This window comes from Clostridium algifaecis, assembly GCF_017874415.1.
GTDB classification, from domain to species: domain Bacteria; phylum Bacillota; class Clostridia; order Clostridiales; family Clostridiaceae; genus Clostridium_B; species Clostridium_B algifaecis.
Genome location: NZ_JAGGLM010000002.1, coordinates 50922 through 70823 on the forward strand (window position 1 = coordinate 50922; position 19902 = coordinate 70823).

Consider the following 19902-nt stretch of genomic DNA (forward strand, 5'->3'; position numbering starts at 1 on the left):
CATGAAAAGTTATTGTTAAATCTTCTATATAAAATTAATTATGTTGATGTTAAAATCCAAAATTCTTTTTTAATTTTAAGTTTGAGTTTGCAAGTATTTTCGGCCAGCATTTGATAAATTCTAATATTTGGTCTTGAGATAATGTTTGAGGAGCAGAATCAGCTATTTTCCCTAGCAAATATTTTTCTTCATATCCAGCTAGAGTTAACAATTCCTTTTCTGTAAATTCAATTATTTCATAACTATTTATCTTAGAAACCGAGATCAAATCGTAGTTAATCTTGTATAGCATATTAGGAATATGAATTATATTATTTCTAATATAATTCTTTTGCTCATCATCCACTCTGTTCCAATACTCTTCAGGATTAAGACTAACATCATCAGTAGCTTTCGATATTAATATGTAGTTATAATTAAAAGCTTTGGAAATTTCATCGATTTTCTCATTAAAAAATTCCTCTCTCATTAAATGACGGTAAAACTCATCCTCGTCAACATGGAGTCTTAATTGATCTTTAGGTGGAAGGTAAGACTGCTCCCATTTTTTTGAATTTGTCAATCTGCTCATTTCCAATATTGCTTCCATGGATCTTGATTCATGTTTGTAGCTGCTGATTTTCAAAAGTGCCCTTAACACGCCTCTATCTATTTGAGCTTCTCCTCTTTCATTTATAAGATGAGGTACTTTACGTTCCATAAGTGTTCTTAGAAGCATTGCCCTTCGGATGATGAATAATTGATCATTCTGTCCATCTGTCTGATTGAGTCCTAGAATATTTACGTATCCTCTTAATCTGCTTATAAAATCAGGACCTTTTACACTTTGAAATTCTCTGCTAAATTTTTTATATTCAGTTTCATCTGTTATGTTTTCTCCGCAAAATTCTTCAAATGTACTGCTGGTTCCTCCTGCGAATACAAAGATGGCTTTTCCGATAGGGTGGATTGAATTATCTTCCCTGAATATACCGTCCTGCATAGGAGCCAGAAAGTACTTCAACCAGCCAAGCTTTTTCTCAAAAGTTGAATCAAATTCATCGAAAAATACCAGAGGAATTTTACCAATAAGAGAAATGTCCCTTATTTTGTGGAAGCTTATAATTAAATCCGACAATGTTTGAAACTGGGACAGATTAAAATCCAGCTTTTCTATAAGATTTGGAGCTACACAAGAAGCAACTTCGGTTACTCCAAAGGATTTCCCTGAACCAGGTGTTCCAAATACGGCAATACAGAGAGGACGAACTACATTTTTTGAGAGAATGTATTCCGACATGAGGTTTTTAATACTCTTGTAAGCTTCAAATTCATCCCTGTCAACGGTTTTGAGTTTTCCAAATTGAGCTATTGGTATGTATTTAAGAGCACTTTCTTCTCCATTTTTAACGATATCGTAAGCTATTTGAACAAGATTAGTAGAGCTTTTGTCTTTTATAATATACCAGGAGGACTGATGTTTAGGATCATTTAAATTAGGTATTTCAACATCCTGTATATATTTTTTATATATAAATTCATTTTCTCCTTCACTGAAAATAGAAGAATTTGGGAAAATATCTTCAACAATATTTTTGCCAAAACCATGTCTGAAATATTTTTGTGTGGCTACAATTCCCTCTCGTATACCATCATCAATGGATTCGTCCATAGATTTATTTTTAAGCTTTCCCAAAACTATGGATTTTGACAATCCAGCGACAAAACAGGAAGTGAGTCCGTACATCTTGCCGTTGACCTGTTTTATTAAATCCCCCTCAAATGCGTATGTCAAAAAATACAGTTTGGATTTAGTTTTTCCGTCATTTCTATAATAAATAGCACCTTCCAAACCCAATGGAACAATAAGTTGGCTGCATTTTGATAAGAAAGTAAGGCTTGGATTATTTTTTATCTGCCATACAAAGTCCAGTGCCGTTTTTTCCCAGGAAAGATTCTTGCTTATATTAACTTCTTTGGAACGCAAGTCATCTCCATTTATAACTATTAAAGTATTTTTCATATGGAATTTCTCTAGATGCTTCCAGAGCTTAGTGGAGTTTGATGGATTGTCCATTTTATATATAATTGTGGGATGACTGTCAGGTTCTTTTAAAGCTGAAGGCCAGAAATCTTCATTGTTGTTGAAACCATTATTTTCATCGTCCAGTATAACCAGATCAGCATTTTTATTATCATTTATAACAGAAAATAATTTTGGACTCCCAAAAAGTATTTCTGTAAAGCCAAGAAATGTTTTTACTCTATATGTTCTGTTCTTATTTTTTCCATCAGATGTTGAAGAAAAGAGTCCCAATTCTATGGTGGATTTTAAAAGACCTTCGGGAAGATGATCTTTGTTACAGTTTACTTCGGGTGAAACAACATTTGCACCTGTAGATAGGGCTACAAGCTTTGCAAGAAGCAAAGCTTCCCCCTCACTTAATCTGCTGCATATATGAGGATAATGCTGCCAGCTTAAGTCGCTCATACATTCGTTGTTGATTTTCCAAAATAATAAATTGACACATACATCACCAGATACAACAATATTGAAATCATTGATTAGCATAATTTTAATCATTCCTTTTCCTACTAATATATATAAAAATAATAATTATATTATAACTCCAATTTTTTAAATTTTATATAGATTTTCACTTCTTAATTTATTTACTTTAAAAGAGCAAACGGCTGCTTTTAAGACAACAAACTGGTTCAAAGACGAGACAGGATATTCAAGTAAATCAAAATTTATAATAGATGGGAAAGAATATAAATTAGATCAAAATATATGGCATAAGAAGGCTAAAATTTGTCTGCTATTTCTTTCAGCTTATCGGGAGCTAGTCTATATATAGTCATTGTATCTACGCCAACAGCACCTATATTTTTATAAAACCTAACAGATGATTCATTCCAATCCAAACATCCCCATTCCACTCTCTTACATCCTCGTTCAATTGCAAGTTTAGACATAAAGGCCATCATAATTTTTCCTAGCCCTTTGAATCTCATATTTTCTTCTACAAAAAAACCATCTATATAAATGCCAGTTTGTCCTATAAATGCTGATGAATTATTAAAGAAATAAATGAAAGCCACTGTTTCTCCATCGTAGTCTCCAAAAATCACTTCTCCCTTATTCTCTGACAAAAGCTTATGTATCCCTTCTTCTGTTGCAGTAATTTTATCAAGCATTTTTTGATATGTTCCGAGCTTTCTCATATACTCTAAAACCAAGCCTGCATCTTCTGAAGTAGCAAATCTGATCATAAATCTTGGATCTTTTGTTTTTATTTTTTCCATTTTTTACACTTCCCTTATAGATTAATAAATATTATGATCTAATTATACATCTAGATTTCAAAAATAGATTGAATTGAAATTAAAAACTTTATCTTAATTATAATAAAGATTTGTATATTTACAACTTTAAATAAATTTTTACAAGTAATAAAGGGGGCATTCATATGGAAAAAGCTATTAAAGCAGCATTCCCAAATACAATACCAGTTATGCTGGGGTATATTTCAGTTGGTATGGCTTTTGGGCTGCTATTTGAAAAATCAGGATACAATTTGTTATGGGCAATTTTAATAAGTATAGTTGTATACGCAGGTTCCATGCAGTTTATAGCTATTAATTTATTAACAGGTGGGGCAGGTCTTATTGAAATAGCACTTATGACTTTGTTTGTAAACATTAGACATTTATTTTATGGTCTATCTTTCATAGATAAGTTTAAAAGTATGGGGAAGAAGAAAACATACATGATCTATTCTCTTACTGATGAAACTTACTCGTTATTATGTTCTGTAAAAGCACCTGAAGGAGTTAATAATAAATTATTTCTATTTTGTATATCATTTTTGAATCAGATGTATTGGATAATTGGAACAATCATTGGATCTGCTCTTGGTTCGCTTATTAAATTCAACACAAAAGGAATTGATTTTGCAATGACAGCCTTGTTTGTAGTTATTTTTATTGAGCAGTGGTCTTCATATAAAACTCATATTCCTGTTATAATTGGCATTTTATCAACTATTGTCTCTCTTTCAATTTTTGGACCTAATAATTTAGTTTTGCCATCAATGGTACTTATAGTTATAAATTTGATGATTTTTTCGAAACAAATAGAAAGGAAAAATTGCAGGGAAAGTAAGGGAGATGTTAATAATGCATGTTAATAATAGTTATACTCTAATTGCTATTCTAGTTATGGGAGCTGTTACATTTGGTATAAGAGTAGCACCATTTATTTTATTTGGAAATAAAAAAGCCACGCCTAAATATGTAGTGTACATAGGTAATTATTTGCCTCCTGCAGTAATGGCTATGCTCATAATTTATTGCTTAAGAAATGTTAAATTATATTCATTTCCATTTGGAATCCCTGAAGCAATTGGAATTATAACAGTAGCGGTCTTGCATATATGGAAGCATAATAATCTGATCAGCATAATAGGTGGAACAATTGTATACATGATTGAAGTACAGTTGATATTTGTGTAATTACTATGATGGCTATATGGAAAAATAATCTAAATTGAATAGTTTGTAAAATGTCGTATTATTCACTTGAATTTTACGGCATTTTTGTATTTAGAATACTATAGGCTTTGCCTGTTGAATTAATGAAACAAAAACAATCTAAAAATAAATTAAATTAAAGTAGAATTAAAAGATATCAAATAAAATTTATAAGAATATATTTATATAGATAGACTAAAAAATATTCCTCTAGTTCAGTTTTAAGGAAAAGGGGTTATTATATATGTTTGATAATAAAAGATATATAACAATAGGAATACGGAAAAATATAAATAAAAAAATACAGATGGAAATATGGAATATAATTGATAGATTAAAATCAAAAGATAATTTCCATTTGGATTATCTACAGGTATTTGAATTAAAGGAAATAGAAAATACTAGAGAACTTAATGAATTTTATAACCAGAAGATAGTTCATTTTCAAGAACAGCATGAATATAAAGAAAAAATATTTATAAAAGTAAATAATCCAGTCAATTCAAAGATATATGTCATAGATGACTCAAAGCACACCATAATGATGGAAGCTTCTGAATACTAAAAAAGCACAGAACATGATGGCTGATAATACGGCTATCATGTCTTGTTTATAATAGTAGAGTTATTATAGAATGGCAATATGTGATAAAATAAAGACAACTTAGTCATTAAAATAATATACTGCATATATTTGGAGGGTTACTATGGAGACAATTAATATTTTAGGTACAGGCTGCGCTATGGTTACAAAATGCTATAATACTTGTTTTACCATTTCAAATGGCCAGGAACATTTTTTAGTAGATACAGGCGGAGGAAATACTATACTTTCAAATCTTGAAAAATTACATATAAGTATTAGTGAAATTCACAATGTTTTTATATCTCATAGACATAATGATCATATTACTGGTATTGTATGGATTATTCGTGCGGTTGCACAGCGAATCATAGATGGGAAATACAATGACAACCTAACAATTTATTGCAATAAGGAAAATATTGAGGTAATAAATACTATAGCAAATTTACTATTACAAAAAAAATTTACAAAATATATTGGAAATAGAATAATGTTTAATGAAATTTATGATGGAGGTAAGTTTACTGTATTAGACTGGAATATAGAGACTTTTGATATTAAGAGTACAAAACAGCTTCAATTTGGTTTTAGCATGACTCTTACAAATGGGAAAAAGCTGACTTTTTTAGGTGACGAGCCATATAGAGATGAATTATTTAAGTATGCTAGCAATGCAGACTACCTTCTTCATGAAGCTTTTTGCTTATATTCACAAAAAGATATTTTTAAACCATATGAAAAACACCATGCTACAGTCAAGGACGCATGCGAAAATGCATCTAAATTAAATGTAAAAAATATAATTATGTATCATACTGAAGATAAAAATATATCAAATAGGAAAAAATTGTATACAGAGGAAGGCAGAAAATCTTTCAAAGGAAATATTATTGTCCCTGACGACCTGGATATTATAAAGTTATAAGCTGCTGCAATTATGCACAAATATTTTAAAATTGCCAATATGAGTATGCAGTTAGTGAAAATTTAATAAAAAGAATAAAAAATTCTTGACAAATACACATATACAGTTTAGAATTAAATTCATCAAAGAAAAGCGATAATGGAGACAAGTAAAAAAAATATTTCACCAAAAGTGAGCTGGGGACAGTGTGAACCCGACGGCAGAGTTTTTTTGAATAACACTCCGGAGTTGCAAACTGAAATATTTGCAGATCTGTAATTTAAACTAATTGTTTGAGACAGGCTCAGGTAAAGTAGGAGCGTCGTATTCCATGCGTTATTTGGATACCAGTAGTAGCTGGAAAGAGACCAATATGATTATGATATGGTAAATTAGGTGGCACCACGGATAAAAGCGTCAATTCGTCCTATTATTAAAGATGAATTGACGCTGCTTTTATGCCTAAGGAGGAATATTAATATGTGTACAATTATGTGTTATACAGGAACAGATATGAAACATGAAAAATTTGCAGGGGCACTTCAGAGAACTGAGTCTAGAGGACCGGATATGACTGAAATTCTTACTTTGCCATCTGGTATTTTGGGATTTCAAAGACTTTCCATTATGGATTTAAGTTTTAGCGGAATGCAGCCATTTACAAGGAAAACAGATGCAGCCATCTGTAATGGTGAAATTTATGGCTTTCGTGAAATAAAAAAAGAACTAATAAAAAAAGGACATAAGTTTATTTCTAATAGTGATTGTGAAATATTACTTCCAATGTATTATGAATATGGATTAGATATGTTTTCAAAATTAGATGCAGAATTTGCAGCTATTATATATGATGGAAAAAAGGACAGTTACATTGCAGCACGAGATCCAATTGGAATTCGTCCTCTATTTTATGGATATTCTCAATCGGGAAAAATCATATTTGCAAGTGAAGCTAAAAATTTAGTTGGTCTTACAGATAAGATTATGCCTTTCCCACCAGGATATTATTATGCTGACGGTAAATTCACATGTTATTGTGATATTGCAGCAACAGAGGGTGACTATTGCAAAGATGACTTAGAAGTTATTTGCAATAATATTCATGATAAATTGGTTACTGCTATAGAAAAACGTATGGATGCTGATGCTCCTGTAGGTTTTTTGTTAAGCGGCGGTTTAGACAGTTCACTTGTATGTGCAGTTGCTCAAAAAATGAATCCTGAAAAACCGATTAAAACATTTGCCATAGGTATGACTGAAGATGCAATTGATCTAAAATATGCAAAAGAAGTTGCAGACTATATTCATAGTGATCATACTGTTGTTTATATGACAAAAGAAGAAGTAATTGAATCACTTGATGAAGTTATTAAAATTCTTGGAACATATGATATTACGACAATAAGAGCAAGTATGGGAATGTATTTGCTTTGTAAAAAAATACATGAGATTTCTGATGTAAGAGTGCTTTTAACTGGTGAAATTTCTGATGAATTATTTGGATATAAATATACTGATTTTGCTCCAAATGCAGAAGAATTTCAAAAGGAATCACAGAAAAGGGTTAGAGAGCTTTATATGTATGATGTACTTCGTGCAGATCGCTGCATAAGCTCGAATTCTATAGAAGCAAGGGTACCATTTGGAGATTTAGATTTTGTAAAATATGTTATGGCTATCGATCCTGAAAAGAAATTAAACAAATACAACAAGGGTAAATATCTTTTGAGACATTCATTTGAAGGTGATTATTTGCCACAAGATATTTTGTATCGTGAAAAAGCAGCATTTAGTGATGCTGTAGGACATTCTATGGTTGATTATTTAAAGGAATATGCAGAAGCACATTATTCTGATGAAGAATTTGAAAAACTATGTGAAAACTATGAATATCAGTCTAAACCATTCACAAAAGAATCATTGTTATACAGGGAGATTTTTGAAAAATACTATCAAGGACAAGCAAAAATGGTAAAAGATTTTTGGATGCCAAATAAAGAATGGGAAGGCTGTAACGTAAATGATCCTAGTGCTAGAGTATTATCAAATTATGGTGCTAGTGGTAAATAGTTAAGAAAATTTAAGATAAGCAAGTGTGCTTTAGAAACATATATAAAAATATGTGTTCCTAAGGCACATTTTTTACTTTTAAAACACTTAGATACTTTAACTAGATTATAATAGTAAAACAAATTGACTTTCCATCATCACTTTTGACTGAAATCTTTCCGTGATGAGCTTGTACAATAGATTTGGCAATGGAAAGTCCTATTCCATATCCACCAGTTTCTCTGGATCTTGAGGAGTCCGAACGATAAAATCTGTCAAATAACTTGTCTAAGTTTTCTCTATCAATCTCATCTGCTGTATTATACACTTCTAGTTTTATTCCTTTTTTTGCAGCAGACAAAGAAATTTTAATGGTTCCCTCATCATTAGAATATTTTATGGCATTGTCAACGAGGGTAGAAATAAGTTGATTGATACTATTCTCATCTCCATGTAATTTAAGTCCTGGTTTAATATCCATTAGAAACTTTTTATTCTGTGTTTTTGCAATGGCCTCAAATGGATTTGTTGTTTTAAAAACTGCATCACTTAAATCAAAATCAGTAAATACCAATTTAATATTGCCCTCATCCATTTTTGAAAGAGTAAGTAGATTTTTTACAAGCTTATCAAGACGAATGATCTGATTTCGAGTGCTTGTAATCCATTCATTTTTGCCGTGAGTTAGCTCAAGCACATCTGCATTAGCTGAAATAATGGCAAGTGGAGTTTTAATCTCATGTCCTGCATCTGTAATGAACCTTTTTTGCTTCTCCATACTTTCGATAATTGGATTAATTGCTTTTTTAGAAAAAATTGATACAAGAATAAACATGAGCAAAAGAGTTATTATTGCAATTCCACATGAAGTTAGTAGAAATAAAGTAGCCATCTGAATTTGACTTCTACAATCCATGAAAACAATCATATAACCATTTGGCTTAGTTATTATTGTATATTTATAAATGTCTTTATATCCACTATTTTTACCACTGTTTTTACCACTGTTTAGTACTTTATTGGCATACTCTGCTGCATCCTTTGAAGAAACAGCAGCAATATGGGCTGTATCAATTTCTTGAATAGTATTGTCTTCATTGATTTTTACTACAAAATATCGTGTTTCAAAAGGTGTTTCCTCATTCATTTGAAAACCAAATTTTCGTTCACCGGATGGTGGCTTGCCTTTTTTATATATTGGAAATTTTCCATGATTTTCTGAAAGAATATTAATGGCACCATTTACTTTACGATTCATCTGGTAAATGTTAACTGCATTAATCGAACCGAGTAGAATCAATACTACTAAAGCTAGAGAACTCATTGTAATCATAATGAATTTTCTTTGTAATTTTTTAATCATTTAATCTCCTCCAATGTATAACCAATATCACCTTCCCTCTCAATTTTTATATTAGCGTTCAAGGATGCTAATTTTTTACGCAGATAGGAAATATATATCCATACTACATTGTTTTCATCTTCAGCACTATGCTTCCAAATTCGTTCCATGAATTGTTCTGTGGAAATCAAACATTTTGGGTTATTCATTAGCATCTCAAGCATTTGAAATTCTTTGTTTCCAAGTCTTAGAGAGGATTTTTCATTTGATAATTCATAGTTTTCTTTGTTAAGACTAATATTGCCTACTTTAATTAGGTTTGGTGTAAATTCAGACTTTCGTCTTGTGATGGCATGAACTCTAGCTAACAACTCTCCCATAGCAAAAGGCTTGCTTAAGTAATCATCTGCTCCTGTATCTAGTCCAAGTATTCTATCTTCAATTTCAGTCTTTGCAGTAAGCATCAAGATTGGCGTATATAGTCCTTTTTCCCTTAATGTTTTTAGTACTTCAAGTCCATTCATTTTTGGCATCATAATATCTAAAATAATCGCATCATAATTTTTTGATAATCCATATTCTAATGCAGCTGCTCCATCATACACGGGATCCACTGAATAACTGCTGTGTTTTAAAATGGCAACCAAGGCATTCGACAATTCTTTTTCATCTTCTGCAAGTAAAATTTTCATATATATCTACTCCATCCTCATATTGCATTTCTTTTATCATATCGGAAATAGTCTGCAAATTTAAATCTGTTGAAGCAATTTCATCTGCACATCGCTTTAATTCTTCAACAATCGTTTTGTCATTAGGAATGTTTTTTTTGTATTTTAATTGATGTTCCAGACTTGCCCATGAGTCCATTGCAATGGTACGTATTTGAACCTCACAGTATACCAATTTAACTTGATTTTCTAAATGTACTGGTACTTGTAAAATCATATGATAACTGCGATAGCCATTTGGTTTTGGATTGTGAATATAATCTTTTTCCTTAATAACATTAATATCCTGCTGATTTTTTAACATCTTTACAATCCAGTAAATATCGTCTAAGAATGGACAAATAACACGTATACCGGCCGCATCATGGATTTTATTTAAAGCACTCTCTACTGTAACAGGCAAATTTTTTCGCCTCAATTTTTCCTTCATACTATTAGCTGATTTAATTCTTGTTTTATAATGCTCAATTGGGTCTTTAAATTGTTGTGTTACTCTATATTTTTGAATAATATTCAATCTTGAAATAACTTCATTAATAGCTCCCTCTAAGAGGATATAAGATTCTTTATAAAATTTATGTTCAGGTGACAGTGTTTCATATTTAATGTCACATTTAGATTGCTGCATTAAGTATTCCTCCTCGCTAAAGTAATTGTTTTTAGCTTTTGATATAAAAATAGCAGTGTAACCTTAAATATAGGTTAAAATTGAATGATGTTAATAAATAATTTATCATATGAACTGGAAAAGCTTAAATTAGGTAGTGATTTTAATAGTAGCATGAAAGGTTAGTGTTGACTAAATATGACTTTATATTGTATTATATTAAGAAACAAATGGGGCAATTTTGTAAAATTTTAAATATATATTTATAAATATTAATGAATCAGTCATTAGGGGGCTTTACAAATGAAAGAAATTGAAATGAAATATGGTCGAGGTACCATGAAGGCTTTAATTGAAGAAAAAAATGTGATGGAGGTAATAAGAAGCAATACTGTTAAACAGGACAAGACAGAAGATGAAATTATATCGGATGCACTTCATAATCCTATTGATAGCAAGAGGCTCAAGGATATAGTGAATGAGGGTGAAACAGTTTGCGTAATAATTTCTGATGTCACAAGAAGCTGGCAAAAGCCGTACAAATTTTTGTATAAAATTGTTGAGGAACTAAATGCAGGTGGAGTTAAGGATGAGGATATCACATTTCTATCTGCTTTAGGTACTCATAGAAAACAAACGAAAGAAGAACATGAGAAACTTCTTGGGGGAGAACTATCAAAAAGGTTCAAAGTTTATGATCATGATTGTTTTGATGAAAAGGGTATGGTACACTTGGGCGATACAAGCCATGGAACACCTATTATAGTAAACAAAAAAGCTGTTGAGTGTGACCATGTAGTACTTACCGGAGCTATTATTTATCATTTTCTTGTTGGTTGGTCGGGAGGTAAAAAATCTATCCTTCCTGGTATTTCATCATTCAAGACTATATCGATGAATCATTCACTTTCTTTAAATGAGGGACTTGGAAGTGGAATGAGAGATAATGTACGTTCAGGAAATGTTGAAGGAAATATTGTACATGATGATATGATGCAGGCAGCTGCCATGGTAAAGCCTTCATTCATGTTTAATGTAATAATGGGACCAGATGGCAATATAGCCAATGCAGTTGCAGGAAATTATATAACAGCTCATGCAGCAGGAAGAAAATTAGTAGATAATATAGATGGTGTTAATATAAAAAAGAAAGCGGATATAGTTATTGCTACTGCAGGTGGATATCCTAAAGATATAAATCTTTATCAATCTATAAAAACTTTAATGAATGCAAAAGAAGCAATGGTGGATGGCGGCACAATGATAATTCTTACACAGTGCAGCGAAGGTATTGGAGAAATTAAAGATATTAAGGATATGATACTAAATTATGATAATATGCTTGATAGGGAAAAAGAACTTAGAGAAAGGTATACTATTTCAAAATATGTTGGATATTTTTTCTGTGATATAGCTGAAAAGTGTAAATTGATTTTAGTTTCTGAAATTAACCCTGATTTACTTAAAAAGACGAAAATTATTTTGTCTAAAACATTAGAAGAGGCACTTGAAATTGCATATGATGGAGATAAAAATCGTACAATTAGCCTTATGTATAATGGAGCAAATACGCTTCCAAGACTAGTTTAAAATTCATAAATAAAAATAGTAGCTGCCAATTGTCAGAGCGGCTACTATTTTTTATTTTAATAAGAATACTTTAAATGTTAAATTTTAAATTTGCAGAATTGATAATTGATTATAATATACTGGCTTAGGTTAATTAAGCTAGAAATAAATTAGCTTTAATTAGTCTCCTGCGAATTTGAGGACCTATTAAAATGACAATTAGCATTTTAGCAAGGTCTCCAGGTATAAAAGGAATTACACCAATAGCAATAGCTGCACTTGCTGATATATGAGTTTGATATGACAACCAGATAGTACCAAAGGTACAGCACACAATGGTACCTAGTACCATACCTATAAAGCATAAATACCATTTGTCAAAAAAAGTATCGATGAAAAATCCTGTAATTACTGCCATAAAGATAAATCCGATAAGGTATCCACCGGTTGGTCCCAGGAGTTTAGAAGGACCTCCAGTAAAACCGGAAAACACCGGAATGCCAACAAAACCAACTAACATATATACTATGTAGCTGACAGTGCCTTTTTTCATGCCAAGTGTGTAAAGTGCAAAATATATTGCTAGGTTTGTGAAAGAAATTGGCACCACGCCAATGGGAATTGATAAAGGTCCAAGAACACAGATGACTGCAGCCATGACACCGATAATTGCCATTTGATAGATATTAGATTTCTTTTTCATAATTTTCCTCCATTTTAATTTTGTTAATATTAAATGTTATTTTGAAATATCAAAGCCTAGATTGGTCAACATTTCTTTATCCTGTTTAGTGTTATTTCCTATAGTTGTAAGCATATCACCGGTGATTGTAGCATTAGCACCTGATAGGAATATCTTTGAGCCACCATTTTTAAAGTAGTTTCTACCTGCTGCCATACGAATATATGCAGTAGGATTGATATAACGAAAGATGGCAATAGTTTTTAAAATATCATCTTCAGAGATAGGTTTTAAATTTTCATAGGCTGTCCCTTTAATAGGAAGAAGTACATTGACAGGAATAGAAGTTACTTGTAATTCTGACAGGCTTACAGCCATATCGATGCGATCATTCCAGGTTTCTCCCATACCAATGATACCTCCGGAGCAAACTTTAAGACCTACTTTCTTTGCAAGCTTGATTTCTTGAATTTTATCTTCATATGTATGAGTGCTGCAAACATTAGGAAAGTTGCGCCTGGAAGTTTCTATATTTGCATGATACATTGAAACTCCAGAATTTTTTAAACGAATAAATTCTTCTTCAGTTAAAAGACCATGAGAGGCACAAAGATTAATGTCGCATTCCTCATGCATTTTTTTGTATGCTTCAATAGCCTTATCAAAATCCTTGCCTGTTAAGGATCTGCCGGCAGTAACAATAGAATATCGGTGTACGCCGCTTGTTTCGTTTCTCTTACAATCTTCTAAAATTACATCTGGATCTAAAAATTCATATTCTTTAATTCCAGTGTGATGATGAGCGGACTGGGCACAAAATTTGCAGTTTTCACTGCAGCGACCACTGCGGCCATTTATAATGGTGCAAAGGTCAACTTTATTGCCACATAATGTTTCACGAATCATATTTGCACCTTCAAGCAGTTCATCCTCAGCTGCAGTTAAAAAGAAACTGAAATCTTCTCCTCTTTTTAAACGTCTGCCTGCAATAATTTCTTTTGCTAAATCTTTTACTTTCATATTAAATGCCCCCATATAAATACTTGAATGTAAATAGAACATCCTGAGTTTAATTAAAACTACATGGACGTTGTTATTATAAATTATCAAAAATAGTGCTTGATATATATTGAAGTATATATGAACATAAGAGTATTGTCAACCATTTTTAGAATAATGATTAACAATATAAATACTTTAATATCATAATTTAGAAAATGACAAAGAAAGGAAAGAGCTTTAAAAGCATGATGCTTAATATTTATGCAGACTCAATAAAAAAGGCATAACTGCCTTTTTCATTTGATAAACAAAATAAAATACTTGTTTATCAATTAAAAAAATGTGAATAATATAATTAATATAGCCATAGGAATAAATGCAGCTAGAACTAAAAATACAGTAAATAGGTTACTTTCTTCTTTGGATTTATCATTGAGTTTATTTGATTCTTGATTTAAAGATTTTAAGTTTGCCATAGTATATCCCTCCTATATAATTTTATATTTTAATAAACATTTTAAGATTATTAAGTCTTGGCTAAGTATACGTTTACAGAAAGCTAATATCATAACTGTTTCTAATATCTTCCTTACATATATTATATTAAATTACTTCTATTTTGTGAACACTTTTTTAAATATTTATGCAATTTGATTTAGATATTGGATGATTGTTTATTGTTAACAAAAGTGAGGTTAGGTAAATTATTCTTAACGTGTACATAAATTTAAATTAATTTATCTGGAGTAGAATTTAAAAAGTAAACAAAAAGTGATGGAGGTATTTATTAAGATGGAAAAAACGGTAGAACAGCTGCGGGTAAGTAAAGAAGAAGTTTTTCAAAAAAAGAAAAAAAAGAAACTGATAAATTTATTAGAACCATATTTTTATATTGTTCCTTGTCTAATTATATTTATAGGTTTCACATATTTCCCATTTTTTAAAACTATATATTTGAGTTTATACAACACTAATGCACAGGGAGAAATGAGTTCTTTTGCAGGACTATCAAATTATATAGATTTATTTAAATCACACTCTTTTATAAATAGCATAATTGTTACTTTTAAGTTTGTTTTAGTAACTACAATACCATCTATAATAATTGGCTTGATGCTGGCACTTATCTGTAATACAAAATTAAAATTTAAAGGTATATTTAGCACAATGTATGCGATGCCTATGGCGGTATCTTCTGCATCAGCAGCTATAATATGGATGCTTTTATTTAATCCAGGCATAGGACTTGTAAATTTTATATTAAAGAAAAATATAGGGTGGCTTACTCAACCATTTTGGGGATTCATGGCAGTTTCAATAGTTGCCATATGGCTTAATATATGTGTAAACTTCATATTTATAACGGCAGGACTTCAAAACATTCCTAAAGAGTTAAAAGAAAGCGCATCTATAGATGGGGCAAATTATTTCCAGTGTCTTAAAAGTGTAATACTACCATGTCTTTCACCTACACTTTTCTTTGTTCTCGTAATAAATATCATAAATGGTTTTCAAACTTTTGGACAAATAAATATAATGACACTTGGAGGACCGGCAGAAGCTACTAATGTGCTTGTGTATTCCATTTATAGGGATGCGTTTTTCAACAATAGATTTGGCATGGCAAGTGCAGAGTCGGTAATTTTATTTTTGCTTATGCTGGTTATAACTCTTTTGCAATTTAGATATGAAAAGAAAAAAGTATTTTATAAATAAAAATTAAAATAGAAAGGAATAGATATATGAGAAAAAACATGAATAAAGCAGTTCTTTATGTTCTAAATATAGTGCTTGGATTGATAGCTATAGCACCTATTTTATATGCACTGGACATTAGCTTAATGCCACCAGAACAAATATTCTCCTATCCACCTAAGTTGATACCTGGGAGAATATATTTTCAAAATTATATAGAAGCATTGAATACGGCACCTATAATAAAATTTATAATAAATAGTTTTGTAGTTTCCTCAGCAGTAACTATAGGGCAGATTATTACTTCATGTACAGCAGCTTTCGCATTTTCATTTTTCAATTTCAGAAGTAAAAAAATATTATTTATACTAATGCTTGCTACCATGATGATTCCTGGTGAATCTATTATGATATCAAATTATTTAACTGTTGGTTCTTTTGGGTGGCTTGACAGTTATAAATCGCTTATTATACCTTATTTGAGTTCCGCCATGGGAATATTTATGATGAGGCAGTACTATCTCACTCTTCCTAAAGAACTTTATGAGGCTGCTAAAATAGATGGCTGCAATAATTTTAAATTTTTTACCAAAATAGTATTTCCAATGTCAAAACCTATGGTAGGTTCTCTTGGAATTTACACATTTTTGGTTACATGGAATCAATATTTGTGGCCGCTTCTTGTTACTAGTAAAGATAGCTCAAGAACAGTGCAAATAGGTATAAGTATGCTGCAATTTTCTGAGAATCAGTCTTTTGGACTTATAATGGCAGGTATTGTAATGGTACTTTTGCCATCAATCTTAATATTTATATTTGGTCAAAAACAGCTTATAGAAGGTATGACATCTGGTGCAGTTAAAGGCTAAATTTAATTATATAATACAGCATTAATTATAATAAAAATAAGCTTTGAGAGGAGAAAATTAATGAAGAAAAAGATTATAAGTGCACTTTTAACATCACTTTTAATAGGAGGTATTTTTACCGGATGTGGAAATAATACGAGCAAGTCATCTGGAGAAAATGGAAAGCCAGTACAAATTACATTCTGGCACTCAATGGCAGGAAAAAATGGTCAAGCACTTACTAAAATGGTGAATGATTTCAACAGTTCACATAAAAATATAAAGGTTAATGCTCAATTTCAAGGTAAATATGATGATGCAATAAATAAATTAAAGAGTGCTGAAAGAGCAAAAAATGGACCTGATGTCATGCAGGTATATGATATAGGTACAAGATTTATGATAGATAGTGGCTGGACAGTACCTGTTCAAAAATTTATAGACCAGGATAAATATGATACTTCAAGTTTAGAGCCAAACATATTAAGTTATTACACGGTTAATAATAAACTTAATTCTATGCCTTTTAATTCATCAACTCCTATAATGTACTATAATAAAAATGAATTTAAAGCAGCAGGATTAGATCCGAATAATCCACCAAAGACATTTTCTGAGCTTGAACAAGCAATTGCAAAGTTAACTAAGAAAGATGGATCTGGAAAAGTAACTCAGTATGGATATTCAATGGCCATATATGGATGGTTTTTTGAACAATTTATAGTTAAACAGGGACAAAATTATGCAAACAATGGTAATGGAAGAGAAAAAGCTCCTACAGCAGTTGAATTTGATAAAAATGGTGCAGGACTTAAGGTATTAAATGAATGGAAAAAGATAGTTGATTCCGGAAATGCAGGTAATTTTGGAAGAAATGAAGATGATACGGAAAACGCATTTATAGCAGGAAAAACAGCAATGTACATTGAATCTACAGCAGATTTATCGGCAGTGTTAAAAGGAGTCGGTGGAAAATTTGATGTAGGAACTGCGTATCTCCCATCTTTTGATGGCACACAAAATGGCGGCGTTTCAATTGGAGGAGCTTCATTATGGGCACTTGACAGCAAAGATACAGCAAAGGAAAAGGCAGTATGGGAATTTATGAAATACATGGTATCACCAGAGGAGCAGGCTTACTGGGCTTCACAGACAGGATATTTCCCTGTAACAAAGAAAGCTTATGATGTTCAGCTTATGAAAGACAATTTAAAGAAAAAACCACAATTCCAAACTGCTATAGACCAGCTTCATGCATCACCAAAAACTGCAAAAGGAGCACTTATGTCAGTATTCCCTGAAGCAAGACAGATTGTTGAAACTAATATAGAACAGATGCTTCAAAACAAGCAAACTCCAGATCAGACATTGAAAAATGCTGCAGACAGCATAAATGAATCAATTAAAAAATATAATGATGCAAATAAAAAATAAGAGTTTAAATAAAATTATAAGGAGATATAGAGCATGACCAAAAGTTTAAATATTGCACATAGAGGTTTTAGCGGAAAGTATCCTGAAAACACTATGATAGCTTTTAAAAAGGCAGTTGAAATTGGAAGTGATGGGATTGAAACGGATGTGCATATGACAAAAGATGGGGCTATTGTTATATGTCATGATGAAAAGCTGGATAGAACCACAAACGGGCAGGGCTTTATCAAAGATTTTACTTATGATGAGATAAAAAAATTAGATGCTGGTTTAAAATTTGGAGAAAGATTTAAAGGGGAAGCTATACCTGATATAGACGAGTTTTTAGATTATGTTAAAGATAAAAACATACTTGTGAATATTGAGCTTAAAAATGATATGATTCATTATAAAAATCTTGAGGAAAAAGTTGTAGAGAAAATATATGAGTATGGAATGAAAGATAAAGTTATACTATCATCTTTTAATCATTATGCTATGGTAAAGGTGAAAGATATAGACATCAGCATAAAAACAGGACTTTTATATGAAGCTGTACTTTATAAGGCTGAGGAATATGCAAAAATGGTTGGGTCGGATGCTCTCCACCCATATTTCCCGGCTGTTATGAATAAAACTGTAGTGGATAATATCAAAAAACAGGGTATAGCTATAAATACCTATACAGTAAATGAAGAAAAAGATATGGAGAAACTTATACAATTAGGCATAGATGGAATTATAACAAATTACCCTGATGTGCTCGGAAAATTAGTTAGATAATCAATATTTAATGGGAGTGATTGAAAATGTCAGATGTATCTTTAAGACATATATGTAAAAATTATTCGGATGATTTTCAAGCTGTTAAGGATTTTAATTTAAATATAGGAGATAAGGAATTTATTGTACTTGTAGGTCCATCGGGCTGTGGAAAATCTACAGTACTAAGAACTATTGCTGGACTTGAAGATATAACGAGCGGAGATGTTTATATAGGTGATACTTGTGTAAATGATATATCTTCTAAAGATAGGGATATTGCTATGGTATTTCAAAATTATGCACTTTATCCTCATATGACAGTATATGATAATATGGCATTTGGACTTAAATTGAGAAAACTTTCTAAAGCTGACATAGATAAAAAGGTTAAAGAAGCAGCTAAAATATTGAATATAGAACAACTTCTTGATAGAAAACCTAAAGAGCTATCTGGTGGTCAGAGACAGAGAGTTGCTATGGGACGTGCCATAGTTAGAAATCCTAAAATATTTTTGATGGATGAGCCATTATCAAATTTGGATGCAAAATTAAGAGTACAGATGAGAACGGAAATATCAAAGCTTTACAAGAAATTAAAAACTACTTTTATATATGTTACTCATGATCAAGTTGAAGCCATGACACTTGGTACAAGAATCGTAGTTATGAAAGATGGTATTATACAGCAGGTAGGTGTACCTCAGGATATATATACAAAACCTGCTAACATATTCGTTGCAGGATTTATAGGAAGTCCTCAGATGAATTTTATTAATGCAAAAATTGTGAAGGATGATAGTGGTAAAATTAAGGCTTTATTTGGAAATGAAACTTTGTCTTTAGAGGATGATATTTCAAATATTTTGAAAACAAAAAATTATGTTGGCAAGGAAGTTATACTTGGTGTAAGACCTGAAAATATAAGTATTTTAGAAAAGAATGGATATCAATTTAAAGTTGATATGACGGAAATAATGGGAGCAGAAACATATATTTATCTGTCAAATGCAGAAAATAATATAACAGCTAGAGTAAATGGCATATGTGATGCAAAATCAGGGGAAATTATGAATATAGGATTTGATTTAAATAAAATTCATATTTTTGATAGCAAAACCAAGTTGAATATCTTACTATAAATATAGAAGAAGCAAACAAAGCAATTTCTAAGATTGAAATGGTCTGTTTTTAGTG

General features: G+C 31.1%; 19 protein-coding genes and 1 other annotated feature. Of the genes, 11 read left to right on the forward strand and 8 right to left on the reverse strand.

Annotation, left to right across the window (positions count from 1 at the left end; genetic code table 11):
* Positions 1–49 precede the first annotated feature (49 nt).
* Both J2Z42_RS02895 and J2Z42_RS02900 read right to left on the reverse strand, forming a co-directional pair.
* Entirely contained in the window at positions 50–2551 is a 2502-nt protein-coding gene (locus J2Z42_RS02895; RefSeq protein ID WP_209701042.1) for a Ryanodine receptor Ryr, read from the reverse strand.
* 236 nt (positions 2552–2787) lie between these two features.
* A complete protein-coding gene (locus tag J2Z42_RS02900; RefSeq protein WP_209700871.1) occupies positions 2788–3288 on the reverse strand; it encodes a GNAT family N-acetyltransferase in 501 nt (166 codons plus the stop codon).
* 164 nt (positions 3289–3452) lie between these two features.
* Here J2Z42_RS02900 and J2Z42_RS02905 point away from each other — a divergent pair, with 164 nt between their 5' ends.
* The 5 genes from J2Z42_RS02905 (at position 3453) to asnB (ending at position 8075) form a co-directional block, all read left to right on the forward strand.
* Positions 3453–4172 (forward strand): AzlC family ABC transporter permease, encoded by a 720-nt coding sequence (locus J2Z42_RS02905; protein ID WP_209700872.1) that lies wholly within the window; start codon positions 3453–3455, stop codon positions 4170–4172.
* Positions 4162–4497 carry a branched-chain amino acid transporter permease gene (locus J2Z42_RS02910; protein WP_209700873.1) on the forward strand — a complete coding sequence of 112 codons (336 nt, stop codon included), beginning with the start codon at positions 4162–4164 and terminating at the stop codon, positions 4495–4497. The genes J2Z42_RS02905 and J2Z42_RS02910 overlap by 11 nt, the downstream gene beginning before the upstream one ends.
* Positions 4498–4759: 262 nt before the next feature.
* Positions 4760–5080: a DUF960 family protein gene (locus J2Z42_RS02915; protein ID WP_209700874.1), complete on the forward strand. Its 321-nt coding sequence runs from the start codon at positions 4760–4762 to the stop codon at positions 5078–5080.
* Between the two features lie 142 nt (positions 5081–5222).
* Positions 5223–6026: an MBL fold metallo-hydrolase gene (locus J2Z42_RS02920; protein ID WP_209700875.1), complete on the forward strand. Its 804-nt coding sequence runs from the start codon at positions 5223–5225 to the stop codon at positions 6024–6026.
* A gap of 126 nt (positions 6027–6152) precedes the next feature.
* Positions 6153–6438: a binding site (T-box leader), on the forward strand.
* A gap of 47 nt (positions 6439–6485) precedes the next feature.
* On the forward strand, positions 6486–8075 hold the full coding sequence (gene asnB / locus J2Z42_RS02925) for an asparagine synthase B (RefSeq protein WP_209700876.1): 1590 nt from the start codon (positions 6486–6488) through the stop codon (positions 8073–8075).
* 100 nt (positions 8076–8175) lie between these two features.
* Here asnB and J2Z42_RS02930 read toward each other — a convergent pair whose 3' ends face one another.
* Genes J2Z42_RS02930 through J2Z42_RS02940 form a run of 3 tightly spaced genes read right to left on the reverse strand, consistent with a single transcriptional unit; the run spans position 8176 to position 10755 of the window.
* On the reverse strand, positions 8176–9417 hold the full coding sequence (locus tag J2Z42_RS02930) for a sensor histidine kinase (protein ID WP_209700877.1): 1242 nt from the start codon (positions 9415–9417) through the stop codon (positions 8176–8178).
* A complete protein-coding gene (locus J2Z42_RS02935; protein WP_209700878.1) occupies positions 9414–10088 on the reverse strand; it encodes a response regulator transcription factor in 675 nt (224 codons plus the stop codon). Before J2Z42_RS02935 ends, J2Z42_RS02930 begins: the two co-directional genes overlap by 4 nt.
* Positions 10063–10755 (reverse strand): GTP pyrophosphokinase, encoded by a 693-nt coding sequence (locus J2Z42_RS02940; protein WP_209700879.1) that lies wholly within the window; start codon positions 10753–10755, stop codon positions 10063–10065. Before J2Z42_RS02940 ends, J2Z42_RS02935 begins: the two co-directional genes overlap by 26 nt.
* 282 nt (positions 10756–11037) lie before the next feature.
* Between J2Z42_RS02940 and J2Z42_RS02945 the strand changes: the two genes are divergently transcribed.
* On the forward strand, positions 11038–12324 hold the full coding sequence (locus tag J2Z42_RS02945; RefSeq protein WP_209700880.1) for a lactate racemase domain-containing protein: 1287 nt from the start codon (positions 11038–11040) through the stop codon (positions 12322–12324).
* Between the two features lie 133 nt (positions 12325–12457).
* Here the strand turns inward: J2Z42_RS02945 and J2Z42_RS02950 are convergent, their stop codons facing one another.
* The 3 genes from J2Z42_RS02950 to J2Z42_RS02960 form a co-directional block, all read right to left on the reverse strand.
* Positions 12458–13006 (reverse strand): biotin transporter BioY, encoded by a 549-nt coding sequence (locus tag J2Z42_RS02950; protein ID WP_209700881.1) that lies wholly within the window; start codon positions 13004–13006, stop codon positions 12458–12460.
* 36 nt (positions 13007–13042) lie between these two features.
* A complete protein-coding gene (bioB, locus tag J2Z42_RS02955; RefSeq protein ID WP_209701043.1) occupies positions 13043–14005 on the reverse strand; it encodes a biotin synthase BioB in 963 nt (320 codons plus the stop codon).
* 314 nt (positions 14006–14319) lie between these two features.
* Positions 14320–14463 carry a hypothetical protein gene (locus J2Z42_RS02960; RefSeq protein ID WP_209700882.1) on the reverse strand — a complete coding sequence of 48 codons (144 nt, stop codon included), beginning with the start codon at positions 14461–14463 and terminating at the stop codon, positions 14320–14322.
* Between the two features lie 316 nt (positions 14464–14779).
* On the opposite strand from J2Z42_RS02960, the gene J2Z42_RS02965 reads away from it, so the two are divergent.
* Genes J2Z42_RS02965 through J2Z42_RS02985 form a run of 5 tightly spaced genes read left to right on the forward strand, consistent with a single transcriptional unit; the run spans position 14780 to position 19847 of the window.
* Entirely contained in the window at positions 14780–15703 is a 924-nt protein-coding gene (locus J2Z42_RS02965; RefSeq protein ID WP_209700883.1) for a carbohydrate ABC transporter permease, read from the forward strand.
* 26 nt (positions 15704–15729) lie between these two features.
* Positions 15730–16551, forward strand: a complete 822-nt coding sequence (locus J2Z42_RS02970) for a carbohydrate ABC transporter permease (RefSeq protein WP_209700884.1) — start codon at positions 15730–15732, stop codon at positions 16549–16551.
* 60 nt (positions 16552–16611) lie between these two features.
* Positions 16612–17964 (forward strand): ABC transporter substrate-binding protein, encoded by a 1353-nt coding sequence (locus tag J2Z42_RS02975; protein ID WP_209700885.1) that lies wholly within the window; start codon positions 16612–16614, stop codon positions 17962–17964.
* Between the two features lie 33 nt (positions 17965–17997).
* Entirely contained in the window at positions 17998–18726 is a 729-nt protein-coding gene (locus J2Z42_RS02980; protein ID WP_209700886.1) for a glycerophosphodiester phosphodiesterase, read from the forward strand.
* 26 nt (positions 18727–18752) lie between these two features.
* On the forward strand, positions 18753–19847 hold the full coding sequence (locus J2Z42_RS02985) for an ABC transporter ATP-binding protein (protein ID WP_209700887.1): 1095 nt from the start codon (positions 18753–18755) through the stop codon (positions 19845–19847).
* The last annotated feature ends 55 nt before the right edge of the window (positions 19848–19902 follow it).

Excerpts from the sequence above, each read along its gene's own strand:
- J2Z42_RS02985 (WP_209700887.1), top strand. The coding sequence starts at position 18,753 with ATGTCAGATGTATCTTTAAGACATATATGTAAAAATTATTCGGATGAT.
- J2Z42_RS02980 (WP_209700886.1), top strand. The coding sequence starts at position 17,998 with ATGACCAAAAGTTTAAATATTGCACATAGAGGTTTTAGCGGAAAGTAT.
- J2Z42_RS02900 (WP_209700871.1), bottom strand. The coding sequence starts at position 3,288 with ATGGAAAAAATAAAAACAAAAGATCCAAGATTTATGATCAGATTTGCT.
- J2Z42_RS02940 (WP_209700879.1), bottom strand. The coding sequence starts at position 10,755 with ATGCAGCAATCTAAATGTGACATTAAATATGAAACACTGTCACCTGAA.
- J2Z42_RS02895 (WP_209701042.1), bottom strand. The coding sequence starts at position 2,551 with ATGCTAATCAATGATTTCAATATTGTTGTATCTGGTGATGTATGTGTC.
- J2Z42_RS02950 (WP_209700881.1), bottom strand. The coding sequence starts at position 13,006 with ATGAAAAAGAAATCTAATATCTATCAAATGGCAATTATCGGTGTCATG.
- J2Z42_RS02960 (WP_209700882.1), bottom strand. The coding sequence starts at position 14,463 with ATGGCAAACTTAAAATCTTTAAATCAAGAATCAAATAAACTCAATGAT.
- J2Z42_RS02965 (WP_209700883.1), top strand. The coding sequence starts at position 14,780 with ATGGAAAAAACGGTAGAACAGCTGCGGGTAAGTAAAGAAGAAGTTTTT.
- J2Z42_RS02920 (WP_209700875.1), top strand. The coding sequence starts at position 5,223 with ATGGAGACAATTAATATTTTAGGTACAGGCTGCGCTATGGTTACAAAA.
- bioB (WP_209701043.1), bottom strand. The coding sequence starts at position 14,005 with ATGAAAGTAAAAGATTTAGCAAAAGAAATTATTGCAGGCAGACGTTTA.
- J2Z42_RS02945 (WP_209700880.1), top strand. The coding sequence starts at position 11,038 with ATGAAAGAAATTGAAATGAAATATGGTCGAGGTACCATGAAGGCTTTA.
- J2Z42_RS02935 (WP_209700878.1), bottom strand. The coding sequence starts at position 10,088 with ATGAAAATTTTACTTGCAGAAGATGAAAAAGAATTGTCGAATGCCTTG.
- J2Z42_RS02910 (WP_209700873.1), top strand. The coding sequence starts at position 4,162 with ATGCATGTTAATAATAGTTATACTCTAATTGCTATTCTAGTTATGGGA.
- J2Z42_RS02970 (WP_209700884.1), top strand. The coding sequence starts at position 15,730 with ATGAGAAAAAACATGAATAAAGCAGTTCTTTATGTTCTAAATATAGTG.
- J2Z42_RS02930 (WP_209700877.1), bottom strand. The coding sequence starts at position 9,417 with ATGATTAAAAAATTACAAAGAAAATTCATTATGATTACAATGAGTTCT.
- J2Z42_RS02905 (WP_209700872.1), top strand. The coding sequence starts at position 3,453 with ATGGAAAAAGCTATTAAAGCAGCATTCCCAAATACAATACCAGTTATG.
- asnB (WP_209700876.1), top strand. The coding sequence starts at position 6,486 with ATGTGTACAATTATGTGTTATACAGGAACAGATATGAAACATGAAAAA.
- J2Z42_RS02975 (WP_209700885.1), top strand. The coding sequence starts at position 16,612 with ATGAAGAAAAAGATTATAAGTGCACTTTTAACATCACTTTTAATAGGA.
- J2Z42_RS02915 (WP_209700874.1), top strand. The coding sequence starts at position 4,760 with ATGTTTGATAATAAAAGATATATAACAATAGGAATACGGAAAAATATA.